This is a genomic window from Nostoc paludosum FACHB-159, assembly GCF_014698835.1.
GTDB lineage: Bacteria > Cyanobacteriota > Cyanobacteriia > Cyanobacteriales > Nostocaceae > Nostoc > Nostoc paludosum.
The window spans coordinates 110,495-129,403 of sequence record NZ_JACJTU010000019.1 but is presented as its reverse complement, the minus strand read 5'-3'; the positions used below and the strand labels follow the sequence as shown (position 1 = coordinate 129,403).

Genomic DNA, 18,909 nt, shown 5'->3' with positions numbered 1-18,909 from the left:
GTTGAGGTAAAACAGTCCCTGCGTATATTGGCAATGCTATGGAACTCTTAGCCCTATTGTCGCAAAATACAGTTTACTAAACTGTATTTTATTTCGATTGCTGGATGATAGCGATCGCTCCCTCAAGTGCATGACTTTAAGATATTTCCTTTGCTCGTGCAGTGAGGAAACCCCTACTACCTCACTGCCAACTGTGGCTTTCACTCATTTGTTAGACTGAACACACCAGGATTTTTCAGTCAAATCTCTGAATTCCGCCAGCAGACGAGGCTACCCATGCTTACAAGTACGCTACTTCTCTCGAATCAACTTCCCACTCTACAATATTCTTCCACCCCAGAGCGTTTCGATGAAACCTGGGAAGCCCCACTGGCTACCCTCCTGGGACTAGGACGCGCCGCTGGTGCTGACTTCATCGAATTATTCTTAGAACGTCGTAACTACATTAGTTCTCTTGCAGAAGATGACGCCATCACCAGTATTTCACCGAGTTTGTCTACAGGTGCCGGAGTTAGAGTCTTTCGCGGTAAAGCCGACTGCTATGTCAGCACTAATGACCTTTCCTTTTCGGGTTTGAAAGCAGCCTTAGAAAAAGGCCTTTCGATTTTGGGATTACACCTACCCGCACCTAGTTCCTTCATTCCGGAAATCAACCTCGAATTACTTAGAGATTACGCCACCAAAAGAGGCAAAGATGCATGGCTACCAGCGTGCAGCTCCATCCGCGAAATGGGAGAAGTTCTCCTTGATGGTACTGCTTACTTAAAGCAAAAAGCTAGCCACGTGCAATCGCGCCGCGCTACTTATTTTCGAGATTGGCAAGAAGTTTTAGTCGCCGCCAGTGATGGTACTTTTGCCCGTGACATTCGCCTCACCCAATCAGTAGGCTTTAACCTGTTGTGTGCCGATGGTGCTAATCGTACCTCAATTGGCGATCGCGCTGGTAACACTAGCGATGCCAACTTCTTAAGAACCTGGAATTATCAACAAGCTGCCGAAAAAATATCAGAATCTGCTGGCAAAATGCTCTATGCAGATTACGTGGAATCAGGGACTTACCCCATCATTATGGCCAATCACTTTGGCGGCGTAATCTTCCACGAAGCTTGCGGACACCTCCTAGAAACCACTCAAATTGAACGCAATACCTCTCCCTTTGCTGATAAAAAAGGCCAAAAAATTGCCCATGAAAGTTTAACAGCTTGGGATGAAGGACGTTCTGACAATGCCTTCGGAACAATTGATATGGACGACGAAGGTATGCCCGCTCAAAGAACCCTATTAATTGAAAAAGGCGTTCTCAAAAACTTCTTAGCAGATAGAACAGGTTCCACACTCACCGGACACCCCAGAACGGGAAGCGGACGCCGCCAAAACTACACCTTTGCCGCCGCTAGCCGGATGCGTAATACTTATATTGATTCTGGCGACTACACCATTGAAGACTTATTTGCCTCTATTGATAAAGGCGTTTACTGTAAAAAAATGGGTGGCGGTAGTGTTGGTGCCACAGGTCAATTTAACTTTGGTGTCGATGAAGCTTATTTGATTGAAAATGGCAAAATTACCAAGCCATTAAAAGGAGCAATTTTGATTGGTGAAGCCACGGAAATTATGAATAAAATTTCCATGTGTTCCCAAGATTTAGAAATTGCCCCAGGTTTTTGTGGTTCCGTCAGCGGCAGTATTTACACCACAGTCGGACAACCACACATCAAAGTTGATTCTATTACCGTGGGCGGAAGATAATAATTTTGGATTTTAGATTTTGATTTTGGATTGATAACTAGTAGGATATTGCGTCAATAAAAACCTACAACAAAAATGCAGATGATTTCCATCTTCTTCTTTGCGTCTTTGCGTCTTTGCGTGAGACAAAAAATGTCCAACACTTTAACATCCAAAATCCCCAATCTAATATCCAAAATAAAATAGCTGCTAATCCAAAATTCAAAATCTAAAATTGGTCATGCCGAATATTAATGAAATCGCAAATCACGCCAAGGAAAATGCTGATAGACTTGGCATCAAAAAATTTGACATTTATGGCTCAACAGTAGATGATACTAGCGTGCAAGTAGATCAAGGAGAGCCAAAACAAGTCAAAGCTTCAAATCGGTCTGGTGTTACCGTTCGTGTCTGGAATGAAGAGAATACAATGGGCGTCACCAGCACCACAGACGTTGATCCCAAAGGATTAGAATTAGCTTTGAAAACTGCTTACGAAGCCAGTTTTTTTGGTGTTAAGGAAAATGTCCCTGATTTTAGTCCCGAAGCTACTATTCCTATTCCTAACAAACCTGAAAATAAAACACTCCAAGCGCCGGTAGCTGAACTGATAGAAAAACTATTGCTAGCCGAAAAAGAATTACTAGCAGCCCATCCAGCAATTAAAGGTGTACCGTATAATAGCTTAGCCCAAAGAGATATTGATAGATTTTATCTCAATAGTGACGGTGCCCTAAGAACTGAATCTCACTCTTTTGCATCAATTTATCTTTACAGCAAAACAGAAGAAGAAGGAAAAAAACCTCGCAGTGCAGGTGCTTTTAGAATCAACGACGGTTTAGATAATCTAGACATCAATGGTTGCATCAAAGAAACCGCAGACAAAACTATCAGCCACTTGAATTATGAAAAAATTCAAAGTGGAAAATATCGAGTAGTTTTCTCACCCGAAGCTTTTTTAAGTTTGTTGGGTGCTTTTTCTAATTTGTTCAATGCCCAAAATATTTTGGATAAACAAAGTTTATCTACTCCTGAAGATTTAGGTAAGCAAATTGCTTCCCCTCTGCTTTCAGTTTATGACGATGCATTACATCCAGCTAAAATAGGCGCAGAAAGTTTTGATGGTGAAGGTACTCCAACTCGTCAAATTTCGCTGATTGAAAATGGCATTTTAAAAAGCTTTCTCCATAGTGCTGGCACTGCCAAAAGGTTAAATGCTCAACCTACAGGTAATGCCAGTATTGGGGCAAAAGTCAGTGTCAGTCCCAATTTTTATCACGTTTTTACAACAGCAACCTCTGAGCAAGAATTTAGCTTAGAAACTGCGGAAAACGTGATTCTGATTGATGATTTACGCGCCCTCCATGCTGGAGTAAAATCCTTGCAAGGTTCGTTTTCTTTGCCGTTTGATGGTTGGCTAGTTAACAAAGGTGTGAAAACGAGTATTGAGTCAGCAACGGTAGCCGGCGATTTCTTGGAACTCTTGAAGTCAATTATTTATATAGAAAAAGAGGTGGAGTTAACACCAGGGGGAGTTTGTCCAAGAATTTGGGTGAATGAACTAGCGATTACTGGTGAATAAATTTTAGATTTTAAATTTTGGATTTTGGATTGCAAGATTCAAAATCCAAAATTTTTTAGCAAGCTTTTCAAGTTTATACACAAAGTCAATCCAAAATCCAAAATCCAAAATTGATTAATATTCACCACCAACACTAATAGCAGTATTAAACACATCAGCACCGCTTAAATCGATATTAGCCAAAACCGCACCATTTACGTCAGTATTATATAAACGAGAATTACTCAAGTTAACATTGGTGAGATTAGCATTATTTAAGATAGTATCGCTGACGAATGCTTCTTCAAGATTAGCAGAACTCAAATTAGCACCAGTTAAATCAGCACCTTCTAAGTTTGCACCTTCTAAGTTTGCACCTTTCAAATTGGCGTTTCTCAAGTCAACACCTATTAGATGAGCGCCTTTAAGATTTGCTCCTGTTAAATCACATCCAAAACATTCTCTAGTTTCCAGCAAACGCCGGACAGGGGCGGAGTTTTCAGCTTTGACGGATATAGGAGCAGCAAAAGATAGCGTAGTGAGTAAAGCTGCTGCCGTCAAAAATATTGGTTTCATATTTATTACCTCCGACACTTCTAAAAGTCATGAAATTCTTGACTTCTATACTTACAGTGTCCCAACATTCTAGAGCCACGTCTTCATACGACGGGAAGAATAGATAATATCTCTAAGATCATGTATTTTGCTCTAAAATAATCCTATGGGATTAAAATCAAAAGATTGTTACCAATAACTTTAGGCATACGTAATCCTAAATAATTCGTGAAAAATTAGGGGATCTCGACAGCGCGAATTTCTGCAAAATGGTATTATCGTCGCCACTATTGAAATTAACTTTATGGTTACCAGCCCATTGACATTAAAGCTAGACACAGTTCACCTCACAGACGAACAGTTCTACCAGTTATGTCAAAATAACCGCGAGTTACAATTTGAGCGAACGGCTAAAGGAGAATTGATAATTATGCCACCCGTTGGAGGAGAAAGTGGTAACCGTGAAGCCGACTTAATAATTGATTTGGGCATTTGGAATCGGCAAACTGACCTCGGTTATACTTTTAGTTCCTCTACCATATTTAAATTACCTAATGGAGCAGACCGTTCCCCTGATGCTGCTTGGGTGCAACGAGAACGTTGGCAAGCACTCACTCCCGAACAAAAACGTAAATTTCCCCCCATTGCACCGGATTTTGTTATTGAATTAAGGTCAGCAACAGATAATTTAGAAACACTGCGCCAGAAAATGCAAGAATATCTGGATGCAGGGGTGAAATTGGCATGGTTAATTAATCCCCAACAGCAACAAGTAGAAATTTACCGCCAAGGACACAATTTAGAATTGCGAAATCTGCCTACACAATTATCTGGTGAAGATGTATTGCCAGGATTTAGCTTGAGTTTATCTTGTTATTAAGCTTTACCACTACCTAATAAATACAGCAATGCCATCCGAACAGCGACACCGCTGGTAACCTGCGATTGAATCAGACTAAATTCTGGGTCATCCATCAACTCAGAACTGATTTCGACACCACGGTTTACTGGGCCTGGATGCAAAACTTTGACATTAGGTTTACAAAGTTGCAGCTTTGTGGTTGTAATACCAAATAGCTGATGATATTCTCGCAAACTTGGCAATAAGTGAGCAGTCATCCGTTCCTTTTGCAAGCGCAAAGTCATCACAAAATCGGCGTCCTGTAAAGCTGGTTCTAGCTGCCAATGAAGGAATAGTTGGGAAGAAGACGCGGAGAGTGGGGGATGCGGGGACGCGGAGAGATTTTCGTTTTTACCCACCACGTTGTTGTGTCCCTTTGTTCCTGTATCCTCTTCATTCTCCGCGTCCCAGTGTCCCTGCGTCCCCGCGTCCTCTTCCCCTGACTCTTCCAAGATGTACTCGGCGAATAACTTGGGTAAAAGGGTGGGCGGTGCTGCCAAGTGTAGTTCGGCACCGCTGGCGATGAAACTCCAGATATTCGATCGCGCCACACGAGAATGCAAAATATCCCCAACGATCGCAATTTTTTTACCCTTTAAAAGTTCCAGCCGCGGATGATTTGGGTCAATTAAACTACAAATGGTAAATAAGTCTAGCAGTGCTTGGGAAGGATGTTCGTGTTGACCATCACCAGCATTCAGCACACTAACTCGGACACCTAAACGATCCATTTCTTGAGCGATCGCATTTGGTACTCCCGCCTCCCGATGCCGGACTACCATAATATCAGTGCCCATAGCCAAGTAAGTCTTCGCCGTGTCGAGAATTGTTTCTCCTTTAGTCATAGAAGACGTGGCTGCGGCAAAGTTCAATGTATCCGCACTCAAGCGTTTAGCAGCAAGTTCAAAACTACTACGGGTGCGGGTAGAGGGTTCAAAAAATAAATTCGCCACTACCTGTCCCTGCAACGTCGGTACTTTCTTCGTCCGCCGCGATAGCACCTCCTGAAAAGAAGCCGCAGTTTGCAAAACTGTATCGTATTCAGCCGCCGTGAAGTCAGCGAGGGAAAGAACGTGGTGACGATTCCAGGTTGTTGTAGGCATATTTTAATATTGGGCATGTGGCATCGGGCATGGGGCATCGGGCATGGGAAATGGGGATGATGGAGCAGGGGAGAAAATCTTACTCTCTGCCCCCCGTCCCTGGAGCTTTTTTTTCATGCCCAATGCCCAATGCCCAATGCCCCAATCCCTTCATGTAGGTAAGTGAAAAACGTTTAAAGCTAGAGAAATTAGGCTCAGGAATGTTAAAAATCCAATTGTATCTAGCATTGTAGTCACTAATGGGCCGCTAACCAAGGCAGGGTCGAGCTTCAAACGTTTCAAAGCCATTGGCAGTAAAGTACCAAGGGTCACGGCTACTATTGTATTAGTTGCCATGACCATGCCAGCAATGAAAGCTACCCATCGTTCTTGGGGTCGCGCCCAAATCAAGGAAAGCAAAATCATTGTTGTGGCTAAAGCCAGTGCTGTACCTAAACCAGCGAAGATTTCCTTGCGGAGAATTTTTACGGTGTCTTTGGGTGTCACCTCCCCCACCCCCAACCCCCGGATTGTCACGGTTAATGCTTGAATTCCCACGGTACCGCCAGTATTAGAAAAAATCGGCATGATCACTGCGAGAACTGGCACTGCGGAGATTACAGACTGAAAAGGAGCGATCGCGCTAGCTGCACCAATATACAAGGCCATGATGCCCAACAGCCAGGGTAAGCGGTTGCGGATGGTCAGTAGAGGGGAAGACAAAGCAGCTTCATCACCACTCACACCTGCGAGTTTTTGAATATCTTCTGTGGCTTCCTCTTCTAAAATATCGATCACATCATCGATGGTGACAATCCCAACCAATCGATCTTCCCGATCGACTACGGGAATGGCGATTAAGTCATAGCGCTTCATGACTTGGGCGACTTCTTCTTGGGAAGTTTCGGTTCTCACCTTAATGACGCGATCGCTGGCAATATCTCTGATATAAACATCGGGAAAGGTAAACAACAGCTGGCGCAGTGAAACCACTCTCACCAGTGTCCGGTTGTCGTCTGTGACATAAGCGTAGTAAATCGATTCTTTGTCTTCGTCTTGACGACGGATTTTGCTTAAGGCTTCACCTACAGTTAATCCCTCTCGTAACCGGACATATTCGGTGGTCATGACTCGCCCAGCGGTGCCTTCGGGATAGCCGAGAATTGTTGCTGTGGCTTGCCTTTGTTCTGGACTCAATTCCTTTAAAAGCCGTTTGATTACTCCAGCAGGTAATTCATCAAATAATTCTGCCCGTTCATCAGGACTCATCGCTTCTACAAGCTGTGCTACTTGTACATCATGTAGGGAATTAATTAGTTCTTCCTGTACCTCTGTTGGCAGATATTCAAATACATCTATTGCTTGATTTTTATTAAGTAAACGAAATGCGATCGCTCGTTGTTTTTCCGGCAATTGTGCAATGTATTCCCCTACATCCACTGGTTGTAACCGATTTAAATCCCATTTCAACTGATTTAAATCGGTAGCATCAATCAGCGCATCCCGAAGTTCTTGTGTGAGCATGATAAATACCTCCTAATATCTCCCCCGCGCTGGGAGACTGCCTCACCAGATCAGAGGAGGTTGATACTGCCATCTTGTGGACTTTGGTCCATAAAATCTCAATAATTCAATATCGATATCCAATCAGGGCATCGCTAGTCATCATCCTAACCCGGAATCGCCATCTCCGGTAGATACTGGGTAATATTATCGAGAATTTGTGACATTCTTCACCAGTAACCAACTTCAAGCCTTGATTTTCAGGTAATTTTCGCGTAACTTAAAGTAGATTTTACTACTGTTAGCATCTGTGTCAAGCTAATCAATATATTTCCTGGTAAACTTCATACAGCTAAAATATTTGATGTTGCTGAATTTAGATAATTCAGATGAATAGAAGCGTATAACAACTGTATCTTTGTATAGGCGATCGTGTGTAGCCAAGTTTTTTAAGGCAATAGCCAATAGCAAAAATAAACTGCCTGAATAATTGGGTTCTTTGCTACTAATTTGAATTATGGAGAAAATTAATATTTTAAACTAGGCTGGCTTGCCAGGATTTTTTAATACGTTGTTTTTGAAATTCGCTGATTTTAATTATGGAGATTCTCTTATTGCCTATTGCCTTCTTGCCTATTGCCTTCTTATCTATTGCCTTCTTGCCTCTTGCCTATTGCCTTCTTGCCTCTTGCCTGCCCTAAAGGCTTCTAACTTTTTGGCACAAAATTCAAAGCCTCTCCCATAAAAATGGAGAGGCTTGGACAGAGGTTTGCTACAAAATAAAAAACTAGAATTTGCTTTAGTTGATAATAGAGAATTCCTAACTTTCACTTACCCAATAGAACGCTTAAGTGAACCATCAGCGTATAGCTCTAGTGGTACTAATTCAATTTTGCCATTAACTTTCACTTGAGAGTAAACCACTTTCACTAACTGAGCATGATTTTCGTTATAACGCAGAGACATAATTAATCTCCTTTTATATAGGTTTTTGTACCTAATTATTTCCCCAATGTGTTTCTGGCTAGATTGCCTATTTTCAAGTTATCAAAAATAACTTAAAGAGCGGTATAAAATTTTCTAAGTATTGATGAAGATTTGAACAAATATTGTTAGGACTTACGCACGCTCTACGAATTCTTGGCGTTCTTCTCTAACGAGACGCTGCGCGTTGGCGGAAGCCTCTCGTAGAGAAGGCGTCTTGGCGGTAGCCTGCGGCAAGCCGCTACGCGTCTACGATAAATTAAGCTTTTGGGCAATTTTTGCCTAAGTCCTGATTGTATCTGAGTCCAACTTCACTAAAATTCAGTATCTAGAGACCTGTTAACGCGAGATAATAAAAAACTCACACCACCCTGGGCTGTTTCCCATCAACCATTACAAAACTTATTCCAATTAGGTTTAGATCGTTCACTTCACAGCCACAGGATCGAACTTTGCAGGCTCCTCCCAAGAAAATTATGAAAACATCTACCGAATTGCTAACTCGCCTAGAGTATTACTATCAACAAATAAAGAAGATCGTTCTCGCTCGTCAAAATCCAATCACAGGTTTACTACCTGCGAGTACAGCAATTACAGCCCACGGCGATTACACTGATGCCTGGGTGCGAGACAATGTTTACAGCATTTTGGCAGTTTGGGGTTTAGCACTTGCATACCGCAAGATTGATGACCACCAAGGACACAATTATGAACTAGAACACAGTGTCATCAAGCTGATGCGCGGGTTACTGTTTGCAATGATGCGACAAGCTCATAAAGTAGAGAAATTTAAACATACTCAATCGCTACTGGATGGGCTGCACGCCAAATACAATACCAGCACAGGCGACATCGTTGTTGGTGATGATGAATGGGGGCATTTACAACTTGATGCCACATCTTTATTTTTACTGATGTTGGCGCAAATGACCGCTACGGGATTGCAAATTATTTATACGATTGATGAAGTTAATTTCGTTCAAAATTTGGTTTACTACATTGGACGAGCTTACCGCACACCAGACTATGGTATTTGGGAACGTGGTAATAAAATTAATCATGGTAATGCTGAGTTAAATGCCAGTTCCGTAGGCATGGCAAAAGCAGCTTTAGAAGCGATGAATGGACTGGATTTGTTTGGTGTGCGTGGTAGTCAAGCATCAGTAATTCATGTGCTACCAGATGAAATTGCCCGCGCTCGAATTACTCTAGAATCGTTATTACCGAGAGAATCTGGTTCCAAAGAAATTGACGCGGCGCTGTTAAGTATTATCAGTTATCCTGCCTTTGCAGTGGAAGACTTACAACTTCGCGATCGCACTTTAAACGATATTATCAATAAACTCGCAGGTAAGTATGGCTGCAAACGTTTTCTACGTGATGGACACCAAACAGTTTTAGAAGACAGCCAACGTTTGCATTACGAACCTTGGGAACTCAAGCAATTCGAGCATATTGAATGTGAATGGCCGTTATTTTTTACTTATTTAGTTTTAGATGGATTGTTTTGTGGCAACCAAGAACAAGTTACCAAATACCAAGAACTTTTATCAAAACTACTTGTAGAACAAAATGGTTTATATTTGCTACCAGAACTTTATTATGTTCCTTCAGAAAACGTAGAAGCAGAAAAATTAGCACCCCAAACTCAACCACGTTTACCCAATGAAAATATACCTTTAGTGTGGGCACAAAGTTTATATTTTCTTGGTCAAATGTTGAGCGAAGGATTAATAGCAGTTGGTGATATCGACCCATTGGGCAGACATTTGTGTGTTGGCAAACAGCGCGAAGTATTGGTACAAATTGCCTTACTAGCAGAAGATGAAGATTTACAAGGTAAACTAGAAGTTCATGGAATTGAAGCCCAAACACCCACCCAAATAGAACCAATCCAGGTAAGAAAAGCTGGGGAACTTTCAGCTATTTATACCCAAATTGGACGTAATAATAAACTTGGTTTAACTGGGCGTCCAGTGCGGCGGTTGCGAAGTTTAACAACATCAAGAATATTTCGGATTCGCAATCAAACAATTGTATTTTTGCCATCATTTCTAGATTCCCAGCAGTTTTACTTAACCCTCGATTACCATTTTCTGCTGGATCAAATCAGAAGCGAACTAGCTTACATTCAAAAATATTGGAGCGATTTAGGGCGTCCTACCTTGACTTTAATGTTAACCCATACCATGTTAGAAACCGGTTCTGAGGCATTATTAGAATTGATGCAAGAACTCAAAGATGGAATTTGTAACGGTGTGCAGGTGAAATTAGGGCGGCTAAATCAGTTAATGCTAACAGCTGGAATCCAAAGAATTGATTTTCTTGAAGATGTAGAATTTTCTCTATCCCCAGTGAAAAATGCCGCACTGCGTTGCTATTATCTAGCTTATCATCCTGAGAAAAACTGGCGCTTGGGGCATACCCAAGAATTTCAGATGGAGTGTGAAACCAACTTAGGATTATTGCTTTCTTATTTGCGCTCATCAGAAAATATTTACGAGCAAATTGAGTTATTACAAACTTTGACTCGTTTGCAAGGAATTCAATTTGATACAGGATATGGCGGCCCCGGACATGCTGTCACCGTAGCCGATTTACTAGATGAAGTTTACACCAAAGCTGGAGATTTAGGCATTTGGGCAGTGGTACGTCGGGCTGCGGGGTTGCGCCAAATGGTTGATATCAGCTTATCAGATGCGGTGACGAGTATTTTGGTGCAAGGTAAGCAAATTGCTGTGGGTAGGGCTTACAGTGAAGCTTCCTTAATTACCGTACCCATGTCTCACGATGAGATTGCTGATAAGATTAGTCATTTTTGTCGTGAAGATATCCGCGATCGCGTCCTTACCCAAGAAATTTTAATCTATCTCGGAGTCTTAATCAAATCCGAACCCGAACTATTTCAGGGACTACTGACGCTAAGAGTTGGCTATCTCATCTTATTGATGACCAGCGAACTAGCGCGGGAATTACATGTCACTCAAGATGAAGCATACGATCACTTAATGCAACTTCCACCCTTTGAAGTGAAAATACGCTTGCGTCAAGTATTAACTGGATATACTGGCATGAGTAACCTGTTACGTCAGCAAGAATCATTGCACGTCAAGCAAAAAGAAAGCGATATTGATTGGGTGGTGTCACCAGGAATTTCAGAAGAAATCCAAATTCCTTCAGGTGGTTGGCGGCGATTTCGCCAAAGCGAGGGAACGACGGGGCGAGTACCAAAAGACTTTTTTAAGCAAGTTTGGCTAATAATGCAACATTGCAAAGGTTTGGTAATTGGTGATAAATTAGAGCGTCGCAATCGTTTAGATAGTGAGGTAATGTTGTCAGAAATGACAGCGGGAGAAAGGAATTTTGCTTTGTTAGTTGAACATCTGCTAAATAAAATTGAAGCTCCAGAATACCGCCAAGTTAATATTGAAGCATTAATAGAATTAGCAGCGATCGCCGCTAATAATCCCAAGCTGCAAATCGAAGAATATATAGTATTAGATGTGTTGATCGGTCATGCAGTGAGATTGGCATGGTTAGAACATCATCCAGATAAAGGCGATCGCTATGATGAAGATAAGGCAAGTGCGTGGCGATCGTTTTACAACACCTCTCCTAGAGATTGTGCTAGTTATATCCTCAAAGCCTTGCGTTTCTTAACACAATTTGGCGAAGTCAGTGTAGCTTAATGAGTGCGTAGCTTTGTTCGAGTGAAGTAAGTTCAAGGGTCACGTTGCCAGACGCCACGCAAGCAGACATTTTTAAATTTTGGTTTTTCAATCTAAAATCCAAAATTTAAAATCTAAAATTCAGCGATCGACTTAATACCAATTCTTTCGCAGAGGCAATAAAATGAGTCAACTAACAGTAGAATTACCCCCATATATTTCTACAAGATTTTTAAACGCAAAGGGGTACAGAGGTAAGCGCAAAGGATCGCAGAGAATGATTCAATTTTAACGTCCTCTAACTCTTACTCTGCGAACCTCTGCGTTTTCCTTTGCGTTACTCTGCGTTTAAAAAAATATCCCCTACTTCAGACGCCAAAAGTAGGGGGATTATTAAATTTTATTTTATTGTTGAAACTACTTGACAGAGACAGCATCGACATCAATGGTGCTTGCAGTGGAGGTAGAAGCCTCAGTGGTATTCGATGCTTCTGTATTTACATCGCCTTTACGAGCTTTCCAGCCTTCAATCACTAACCCAGACACTTCACTTACTAGCAAGGTCAAAAGGAAAACATCATCAATCTGCCCAACAATGGGGAAAACGTCCGGGAGAAAATCAATTGGGCTGGCCAAATAAACTAATGTTCCTAAAATTACCCACCAGCGGTATTTAGGGTTACGAAGCAAGTCACGGTACCAGGTATAAACTGATTGAATTGAAAATTTCATATTTTGAACCTCCAGTTATCTTTAATTTTGACAAATTATCTTTTAAACTCCCGGTGGGAATAACCGCCCCAATTAGTCTGGAAGACGCTACAAATGTAAAGGGGAGTAGGGCATGGGGCAAGCAGGAAGTGAGGGAAGAAACAGAATTTATGCTTCCCACACTTCCCCATCTCCCCCTCCCTCATCCTCTTCCCATGCCCTATGCCCTATGTCCATTAATCTCTAAAATTAATAATGCTTGGGGATAGTTGCTTTAGTTTTGGAGGGAGGAAATTTAAACAGTGGATATTTTAGATTTGTTTTACAAAGGCGGGCCAGCGATGTGGCCTTTGCTGGTTCTGTCGATTTTGTCTTTGAGTGTAATTTTTGAGCGTTTGTGGTTCTGGCTGCGAATCTTAACTCAAGAAAAGCAAATAGTCGATCGCGTCCTAGATGCCGCCCATGATGATTGGCAAGTCGCTGCTGATATTGCAAGACAAGCAAACCATCAGCCTGTAGGACGTTTTCTCTATGCCCCTTTACACTTGGGCAAAAGTGATACGGAAACCTTTCGCCTAGCCTTGGAGTCCACAGCCGAAGATGAATTAGCTGGAATGCGGCGGGGCGAAAAACTTTTAGAAGCCGTAATTGCCCTTGCCCCACTGCTGGGATTGTTGGGTACGGTTTTGGGTCTAATCCATTCTCTGCGCTCAATTCGCATTGGCGATTTGGGAACTGAATCTACTGCTGGGGTGACTACTGGTATTGGTGAATCTTTAATTAGTACAGCAACGGGGCTAGTAGTTGCCATCATTAGTTTGGTATTCTACCGCCTATTTCAAGGTTTTGTAGTCAATCAAGTCAAAGTTTTTCGCAAAGCCGGGAATGAGTTGGAATTACTCTACCGCCAATCACCGCCTGATTTTAGCAATACGACATCACCAATTGCACGGGAAAATTTTACTCCACCCCGCAAGCAAGGAAAAAACAGGTTTTCTGAACCTCCTGAGCCGCCAATTCTACCTTAGTAGATAGTCGAAAATTCAACCCCTAAACCAGGCGATTAAATTGAGACAATGAAAGTTAATCTACATACTCCAATCGAAGAAGTCCAAGTTCAAATCATTCCTTTAATTGATGTTGTTTTTTGTATTCTGACGTTTTTTTTGTTAGCAGCACTGCAATTTACGCGCCAACAGGCAATAAATGTTGATTTGCCTAAAGCTAGCGCCAAATCTGTATCTGGGATAACGTCACAAAGTGGCAGTCAAATTGTAACTATCGATGCTGTTGGCAACACTTACATAGAAAAACAGCCTGTAAAACGTGAAGATTTGGCACAAAGATTAAAACTGTATCTCCAAGCAAATCCCAATGGCGTTGTGGTGCTGAATGCTTCCCGCACAGCAACTTATAATGATGTAATTGAAACATTAGATTTACTGCGGCAAGTAGGGGGCGATCGCGTTTCTTTAGGAATTATTCCTGGCCCATCTCAACCACCGACAAACTCACTCAACCAGCCTTCTGTACCTTCTTTTCCAATTAATCCTGGTGAAGCACCAGTTCCAGGCATTAACCCTGAAGGCAATCTTGCCCCCAGATTTCCCTCCGCGCCCGGACAAAACATCAGTCCGATTAATCCTGATATTTCCAACCCACCAGCACCTCCAGCGCCTGTAGCACCAGGACAAAGCCAATCTGCTCCGAAAAGGTGAAATGGGCATAGGGCATGGGGCACCAGAAGAGGCAGAGGGGCAGAGGAGAGGTTACTGTCGTTCCCCCCTGCTCCCCTGCTCATTTCCCAGCGATGCACTGAGCTTGTGGAAGTGTCCCCAATTCCCAATCTCCTGAAGCTTTTTGTCAAACCTAAAGATATCCAGAATAAAATTCGGCTAGAGAAAAAATTTCTGTTAATTTACAAATAATTGGTTGAGTTTGAAAGATTTTTTCATAGGTAGGTTGACTAGCTTATCACCAATTGCCATTCACGTTTCAGGGGTTGTGGCATGAATATTGTGACGCTTTTAATTGTTTGGATAGTAACAGCTATCAGCTTGTTAATAATTAGTAAATTGCCTTTGGGAGTTGAAATTGATACTCCAGCTAAAGCCTTCCTTTCAGCAGCAGTACTCGGTATTGTGACAGCAATAGTCCGACCGATTTTAAGCCTCGTCTTTGCAGTACCAAATTTACTCACATTAGACTTGCTATCCAGCATTTTTACATTTATGATTGCTGTAGTTTGTTTTAGTATTGCGGCTTGGTTAGTCGAAGGCTTTCGTTTACGCTATGGTGTTTGGAGTGCTGTTATTGGAGCATTTGCGCTGACTTTAATTAACAGCTTAATCTACAAAATATTGGGTGTATAAAGTTATAGAGTTGAAAGTTAGGAATTAGGAGTTATTGACAACTTTTGACTCCTAACTATTCATTAAAAGATTGGGTCTATAAAGTTATAGAGTTGAAAGTTAAAAGTTAGGAGTTTAGGAGTTATTGACAACTTTTAACTCCTAACTCTTAACTCCTAACTATTTTTAACTCATAACTATTCATTGGAAGTTGGAGGAGCAACTTGAGTAGTTGATTGTTGTTTGCGTTGTTCGCGTTTTTTGCGATCGGCTGAGAGCATATCTGCCATCACTACTAGCGCTTGGGCCATTTTGTCGAGGTTAGAACGGTATAGTTCCAAATCCTTGCTAAATTTGTCATCAGACAGGTGTAAACCGGCAGCGATCGCTTTGAGTGCTTCAGTCAGTCGTTTTTCGTCTTTGACTAGTTCAGCATCTGCCAATTCCAATAAAGAAAATACACCAATTGCAAACAAACGGTTGTATTTAAAGTTAGGATTGTTGGCGATCGCTTGCAATTGTGCTTGCAAGTCAGCATCTCCATCTAAGTTACTGGTTTGACTCAGCCACGCAATTAAATCTTGAACTGGCAAACCTTTAGCTACAGATCGCAATCTTTCGGCATCCTGTCGATAGCGTTGCGGGTCTTGTTCTATAGCCTGACATAAGGCATTAAAAATAGATTCTCGATCCCGTTCTGGTTGATAGCCTTCCATGAAACGGTCAAAAGTAGTGACGACACCCAAGGCGTAAATTGGATTGTAGCTAAAATCAATATTTACTGACAGTAGATGCATTTCCACCATCAACTCTTCTACTACCCGACGATAAATAGTGTTGATCGGACGGGTATGCAGATTGTAGAAAGTTCGCTTTGTATCAGAGACAGTACGGACGTTATTCACAAAGAAAATCTTAAGGAAGGGCGACGTATTCTTATTTTCCCGCTTAAAGGCTACTTTGCCAAGTTGAGGTTTTGGCTAGCGACGGTCTTGTAGACCGAAAACTTTTCCAGAAGGCTTGCCAGCGCTTGAGTTTAAACGATCGATCTAATCAGCCAAAATCAGCTTTTAATCTGCCTTTCAAGTACCTTTGTTCTAACTAGACGAATAAAGCGATCGCTTTTTAGACGCGATCCCTAGCTACTAAAATGACACATCGGATGCTGATGATTTCGCAAACTTTCATTCATTTGCAAACATTAAGAGTGTCGGTTTCCGGCGCTCTTAACTTTGTGCTAATTGTAGACCACCAATTTTTCAATTTGATACCGCGATCGCCAAAAATTTTCGGTCTACTGACACTTTCATTTACAATAGAGACAAATCAAAATTACTTTGTAACTTGGTAGCCACAGAGGCTAGCAACTCTGGCCTAAAGAACTAACCAAAAATAATCACCTTTAAAAATTCATCAATCCCACTTATGAACTTCTCGCCACAGTTAATTGCTTTAGGTGAGTACCTAGCTGGTGAATTTGATAATCGGGAACAAGCCATAGCAGAACCAGTTTGGTATGTCCACCTGCGCCTGTGGCAAAGACCAGTTAATCTGTTCATAGAAGATAGCATCACGCTGTTTGCTGAACAGGCTAATATTATTAACCTAGATCGACCCTACCGCCAACGAATTATGCGCTTGCATCAGGGAAGCGAATTTCATGCGCCTCTGAAAGTGCAATATTATATGCTTAAAAATCCAGAAGCATTAAAAGGCGGGGGTGATAATTCTGCTCTACTAAATACACTCTCACCCGATGAATTAGATTTACTACCAGGTTGTATCCTCACAGTTAATTACGAAAAGCTAGCTGGCGATCGCTATAAGTTTACCGCTACCCCATTACCGGAAACTCGTTGCACTTTTAGTTATCTTGGAAATACCGTCGAAGTTTCCTTGGGCTTTGAAGCTACACAAGCAGAATTTTACAGCTACGACAAAGGAATTAACCCACAAACTCGACAAGCAACTTGGGGAGCACTTATGGGCCCTTATCGCTACACAAAGCGAAATCAGTATTGAGTAACATCAAGTTATGAGTATGAGTTATGAATTTTCAATAAACTCCTGACTCTTGTACAGACGCGATTAATCGCGTCTCTACTCCTAACTCTTCTCTTAGCTGGCGATACTACGAGGTACACCTTCTAAAGCTTCCTCTTCAGTTTCAAAAATTTCAAACACAGTATCCATCATCGTCACTTCAAACACGAGTTTGGCCTCTGGATGTACATTACAGATGCGGAAACTACCCTTGACTTTATCTGCATCACGCATTCCAGCTACCAAAGATGTGAGACCAGAACTATCAATAAAATTGACCTGACCCAGATTGACAACTACATGGCGACTGAGTTTAGAAATACACTCCTGTAACTTTAAGCGAAATTGCCAAGCAGTAGTGATGTCTAGGCGACCTGCTGGTGTCAAGACAATCACGGTATTTCCGTCTTGGGTTGTATAACTTTTTTGGTCTATATGAATCACTCAAACCCTCCCCGTGGGATTCCTTTTAAATTGACTAGCTACAGAACCGTTATAATGCTGCCACTTGAGATTAGCAAGCTACAGCTAAAATTGTCACTTTTTTATGCTAAGTGGTTATCTTTAGTAGTTTAACTCACCAAAACAGTGCTGAGTAGCAATTTAAAATGGAATGGGGCATTGGGCATTGGGCATTGGATATAGGGGGATGAGTGAGATGAGCAGAATTTAAATCAAATCTTTCCTTTGTCTGCTTGTCTTCTTCCTATGCCCCATGCCCCATGCCCCATGCCCTACTACTTCCAATTGATCCAATCTTGAGGTTTCAAGAAGGTTTCATACAACTCGGCTTCGGGGGAATTGGGTTCTGGCTGATAGCCGTATTCCCAACGCACTAGAGGTGGTAGGGACATGAGAATTGATTCGGTGCGTCCGTTGGTTTGCAGGCCAAAAATAGTACCTCGGTCGTAAACCAAGTTAAATTCTACATATCGTCCCCGGCGATAGAGTTGAAAATTGCGTTGGCGATCGCCATACTCAATCCCATGTCGCCGTTCTACAATTGGCACATAGGCTGGTAAAAATGCTCTGCCACAGTCTTGTACAAACGCAAACAAATCTTCCCAATTACGTGGCGCTGGTTCTCCCACTTTATTGCTATAAATAGCTGCTTGCCCGTTGGGATCGGGGCCGCGATATAAAGTACCCCGACCATCTTGGTAATCAAAAAATAGACCGCCCACACCCCTTGTTTCACCACGATGCTTGAGGTAGAAATATTCGTCACACCAACGTTTAAACACTGGGTAATATTCTGGGTGGTGTTGGTCACAAGCTTGTTTTAAAGTTTTATGTAAATGTGTTACATCTTCAGCAAAAGGGTAATAAGGAGTCAAGTCCAGACCACCGCCAAACCACCACACAGGCCCAGCTTCAAAGTAGCGATAGTTGAGGTGAACTGTAGGCACATAAGGATTACGGGGGTGTAGCACCATTGAAGTACCAGTGGCATAAAAGCCGTGTCCTGCGCCTTCAGGACGTTGAGCTAAGATTGAGGGCGGTAAATGGGAACCCCAAACTTCAGAAAAATTGACACCACCTTGTTCAAATATTGCACCATCCCGTAGGACGCGCGATCGCCCGCCACCTCCTTCTGGGCGTTCCCAACTATCTTCATGAAACTTACCCACACCATCCAGTTCTGTTAAAGCTTGCGTAATCTCGTCTTGCAGCTGTTTCATAAACTGGCTGACTCTTTCCTTAGCGTCAGCTGGTGGCAAAAACTTGGATGATTCCGCTGCTACAGTTGGTGTTTGCGAGTTGGTCAACATAGATTCCCGAACCTAAATTACAATTTCCAGAAAGCCACAAATTTCTCATC

General features: G+C 42.1%; 17 protein-coding genes. 9 read left to right on the top strand and 8 right to left on the bottom strand.

The window, feature by feature from the left end; translation table 11 throughout:
• The first annotated feature begins 276 nt into the window (after positions 1-276).
• Together H6H03_RS20190 and H6H03_RS20185 are read left to right on the top strand one after the other, a co-directional pair.
• A complete protein-coding gene (locus H6H03_RS20190) occupies positions 277-1,749 on the top strand; it encodes a TldD/PmbA family protein (RefSeq protein ID WP_190956872.1) in 1,473 nt (490 codons plus the stop codon).
• A 220-nt stretch (positions 1,750-1,969) separates the two neighbouring features.
• On the top strand, positions 1,970-3,310 hold the full coding sequence (locus H6H03_RS20185; protein WP_190956871.1) for a TldD/PmbA family protein: 1,341 nt from the start codon (positions 1,970-1,972) through the stop codon (positions 3,308-3,310).
• Positions 3,311-3,424: 114 nt separating this feature from the next.
• Here the strand turns inward: H6H03_RS20185 and H6H03_RS20180 are convergent, their stop codons facing one another.
• Positions 3,425-3,865: a pentapeptide repeat-containing protein gene (locus tag H6H03_RS20180; protein WP_190956870.1), complete on the bottom strand. Its 441-nt coding sequence runs from the start codon at positions 3,863-3,865 to the stop codon at positions 3,425-3,427.
• Positions 3,866-4,148: 283 nt separating this feature from the next.
• On the opposite strand from H6H03_RS20180, the gene H6H03_RS20175 reads away from it, so the two are divergent.
• Entirely contained in the window at positions 4,149-4,724 is a 576-nt protein-coding gene (locus tag H6H03_RS20175; RefSeq protein WP_190956869.1) for a Uma2 family endonuclease, read from the top strand.
• Here H6H03_RS20175 and H6H03_RS20170 read toward each other — a convergent pair.
• Positions 4,721-5,848: an aspartate carbamoyltransferase catalytic subunit gene (locus H6H03_RS20170; RefSeq protein ID WP_190956868.1), complete on the bottom strand. Its 1,128-nt coding sequence runs from the start codon at positions 5,846-5,848 to the stop codon at positions 4,721-4,723. The genes H6H03_RS20175 and H6H03_RS20170 overlap by 4 nt on opposite strands.
• Before the next feature lie 29 nt (positions 5,849-5,877).
• On the opposite strand from H6H03_RS20170, the gene H6H03_RS41375 reads away from it, so the two are divergent.
• On the top strand, positions 5,878-6,006 hold the full coding sequence (locus H6H03_RS41375; protein WP_277926170.1) for a hypothetical protein: 129 nt from the start codon (positions 5,878-5,880) through the stop codon (positions 6,004-6,006).
• Here the strand turns inward: H6H03_RS41375 and mgtE are convergent.
• Together mgtE and H6H03_RS41370 are read right to left on the bottom strand one after the other, a co-directional pair.
• Positions 5,999-7,351 carry a magnesium transporter gene (gene mgtE, locus H6H03_RS20165; RefSeq protein ID WP_190956867.1) on the bottom strand — a complete coding sequence of 451 codons (1,353 nt, stop codon included), beginning with the start codon at positions 7,349-7,351 and terminating at the stop codon, positions 5,999-6,001. The two genes, H6H03_RS41375 and mgtE, sit on opposite strands and share 8 nt — an antisense overlap.
• Positions 7,352-8,161: 810 nt before the next feature.
• Entirely contained in the window at positions 8,162-8,296 is a 135-nt protein-coding gene (locus H6H03_RS41370) for a hypothetical protein (RefSeq protein WP_255264324.1), read from the bottom strand.
• A gap of 494 nt (positions 8,297-8,790) precedes the next feature.
• Between H6H03_RS41370 and H6H03_RS20160 the strand changes: the two genes are divergently transcribed.
• Positions 8,791-12,003, top strand: a complete 3,213-nt coding sequence (locus H6H03_RS20160; RefSeq protein ID WP_190956866.1) for a glycoside hydrolase family 15 protein — start codon at positions 8,791-8,793, stop codon at positions 12,001-12,003.
• A gap of 396 nt (positions 12,004-12,399) precedes the next feature.
• Here the strand turns inward: H6H03_RS20160 and H6H03_RS20155 are convergent, their stop codons facing one another.
• On the bottom strand, positions 12,400-12,714 hold the full coding sequence (locus tag H6H03_RS20155; RefSeq protein WP_190956865.1) for a YkvA family protein: 315 nt from the start codon (positions 12,712-12,714) through the stop codon (positions 12,400-12,402).
• Positions 12,715-12,995: 281 nt separating this feature from the next.
• On the opposite strand from H6H03_RS20155, the gene H6H03_RS20150 reads away from it, so the two are divergent.
• From H6H03_RS20150 to H6H03_RS20140, 3 genes are all read left to right on the top strand, one after another.
• Positions 12,996-13,721 (top strand): MotA/TolQ/ExbB proton channel family protein, encoded by a 726-nt coding sequence (locus H6H03_RS20150; RefSeq protein ID WP_190956864.1) that lies wholly within the window; start codon positions 12,996-12,998, stop codon positions 13,719-13,721.
• Between the two features lie 48 nt (positions 13,722-13,769).
• Entirely contained in the window at positions 13,770-14,411 is a 642-nt protein-coding gene (locus tag H6H03_RS20145; RefSeq protein ID WP_190956863.1) for an ExbD/TolR family protein, read from the top strand.
• A 291-nt stretch (positions 14,412-14,702) separates the two neighbouring features.
• Positions 14,703-15,065, top strand: a complete 363-nt coding sequence (locus H6H03_RS20140) for a phage holin family protein (RefSeq protein ID WP_190956862.1) — start codon at positions 14,703-14,705, stop codon at positions 15,063-15,065.
• A 176-nt stretch (positions 15,066-15,241) separates the two neighbouring features.
• Here the strand turns inward: H6H03_RS20140 and psb29 are convergent, their stop codons facing one another.
• On the bottom strand, positions 15,242-15,949 hold the full coding sequence (psb29, locus tag H6H03_RS20135; RefSeq protein ID WP_190956861.1) for a photosystem II biogenesis protein Psp29: 708 nt from the start codon (positions 15,947-15,949) through the stop codon (positions 15,242-15,244).
• A 520-nt stretch (positions 15,950-16,469) separates the two neighbouring features.
• Between psb29 and H6H03_RS20130 the strand changes: the two genes are divergently transcribed.
• On the top strand, positions 16,470-17,066 hold the full coding sequence (locus H6H03_RS20130; RefSeq protein WP_190956860.1) for a chromophore lyase CpcT/CpeT: 597 nt from the start codon (positions 16,470-16,472) through the stop codon (positions 17,064-17,066).
• A 96-nt stretch (positions 17,067-17,162) separates the two neighbouring features.
• Here H6H03_RS20130 and H6H03_RS20125 read toward each other — a convergent pair whose 3' ends face one another.
• Together H6H03_RS20125 and hemF are read right to left on the bottom strand one after the other, a co-directional pair.
• Complete coding sequence (locus H6H03_RS20125) at positions 17,163-17,531, bottom strand: STAS domain-containing protein (protein WP_096535210.1); 369 nt, start codon at positions 17,529-17,531, stop codon at positions 17,163-17,165.
• 293 nt (positions 17,532-17,824) lie between these two features.
• A complete protein-coding gene (hemF, locus tag H6H03_RS20120; protein ID WP_190956859.1) occupies positions 17,825-18,859 on the bottom strand; it encodes an oxygen-dependent coproporphyrinogen oxidase in 1,035 nt (344 codons plus the stop codon).
• Between the last annotated feature and the right edge of the window lie 50 nt (positions 18,860-18,909).